The organism is Allofranklinella schreckenbergeri, assembly GCF_003703475.1.
In the GTDB taxonomy this organism is placed as follows: Bacteria; Pseudomonadota; Gammaproteobacteria; order Burkholderiales; family Burkholderiaceae_C; genus Lampropedia; species Lampropedia schreckenbergeri.
The window spans coordinates 1-1,207 of sequence record NZ_RDQM01000030.1; the positions used below are offsets into that span (position 1 = coordinate 1).

At 61.5% G+C, this 1,207-nt stretch carries 2 protein-coding genes; both read right to left on the bottom strand.

The features are described 5' to 3' along the window. Window positions 1-28 precede the first annotated feature (28 nt). Window positions 29-850 (bottom strand): IS3 family transposase, encoded by an 822-nt coding sequence (locus EBQ26_RS12495; RefSeq protein WP_122239557.1) that lies wholly within the window; start codon window positions 848-850, stop codon window positions 29-31. Next, window positions 847-1,164, bottom strand: a complete 318-nt coding sequence (locus tag EBQ26_RS12500) for a DUF1153 domain-containing protein (RefSeq protein WP_122239558.1) — start codon at window positions 1,162-1,164, stop codon at window positions 847-849. Before EBQ26_RS12500 ends, EBQ26_RS12495 begins: the two co-directional genes overlap by 4 nt. Between the last annotated feature and the right edge of the window lie 43 nt (window positions 1,165-1,207).

The window sequence follows — 1,207 nt, forward strand, 5'->3', positions numbered from 1 at the left end:
TGTATTGACCCAGCAGAACCTGCACAGGTCAGGCCGCTAAAGCATAAGCCTCAGCGGGCGTCTTCATGCCCAGCGCCTGGTGAGGACGCTGGTGGTTGTAAAAGCCGATCCAATCGCCGATCACGCGGTTGGCGTGCTGCAGGGTTTCGAATCGGTGGCGGTGCACGCATTGGTCTTTGAGCGTGCGGATCACGCGCTCGATCATGCCGTTTTGCTCAGGGCTGTAAGGGGTGATGAACTCCTGCTGCAGGCCATAGCTCTTGACCAGGGCTGTGTAGCTACGGCTGGTGAACACCAGGCCGTTGTCCGATCTCAGCAGGAACGGGTGCTTGACCTTGCCCAGGCAGCCGTAGCGGGCGATCAGCGCCTGCTCCAGCGCCGCCTCGGCGGTCTTGGATCGGCCGCTGCGGCTGAGGTGCCAGCCCAGCAGCTCGCGGCTGTAGCAGTCGATCACCAGGGCCAGCCAGGCCCAGCCATCACGGCCTGTCCACACCCGGCACAGGTCAGTCGACCAACGCTCATCAGGCGCTTCGGCCACGGATGGCAAGGCCTGGATGCGCGGCCTGAAGCCCACCGGGCGCTTGCGCACCTGCCAGCCCAAGATCTGGAAGATGCGCTGCATGGTGTTCTTGTTGAACCCGAGCAGGTGCGCTACCGTGCGGTAGCCGAACGACGGGTTCTCTTCGATCATCGCCTTGATCGGCTTGACGAACTGCTCCTGCACCTTGGGCGCGGCTTTGGTGCTGCGGTAGTACACCGTGCGTCGGGGTATCTCGAACCACTGGCACAGCTTGACCAGGCTGACCTTGAACCCGTCTTCAGCCAATCCCTGCTGAAGGCTGAGGATCATTTCTCGTCCTCGTTGCCCAGCAGGGACGCCAGCTTTTTTCTGGCACGCAGCTCCAGCATGGCTTCGCCGTAGGCCTCCTGCAGCTCACGCAGTTGCTTCTCGTACTGCTCCTTGATTTCCAGCGGCTTGGTACGCAGGGCGTTCTCCATGCCCCGCTTACCTTCATCGACCCACTGCTCCACCTCGGAGGGGTTCAGATCGAAAGCCCGGCTAGCCTCCGAGACTGTCGTCTTGCCCTGGATGATGTCCAGGACCAGGGCCGTTTTACGCTTGGCCGTCCAGCGCTTGATGTCGTCTTCCATCAGGGTGCTCATCGTCGTTTCCTTCAACGTTAACTCCTGAGCAGGTTTTCACTAG

Bases quoted from the DNA above. Each gene is read 5' to 3' on its own strand.
- EBQ26_RS12495 (WP_122239557.1), bottom strand. From the start codon at position 850: ATGATCCTCAGCCTTCAGCAGGGATTGGCTGAAGACGGGTTCAAGGTC.
- EBQ26_RS12500 (WP_122239558.1), bottom strand. From the start codon at position 1,164: ATGAGCACCCTGATGGAAGACGACATCAAGCGCTGGACGGCCAAGCGT.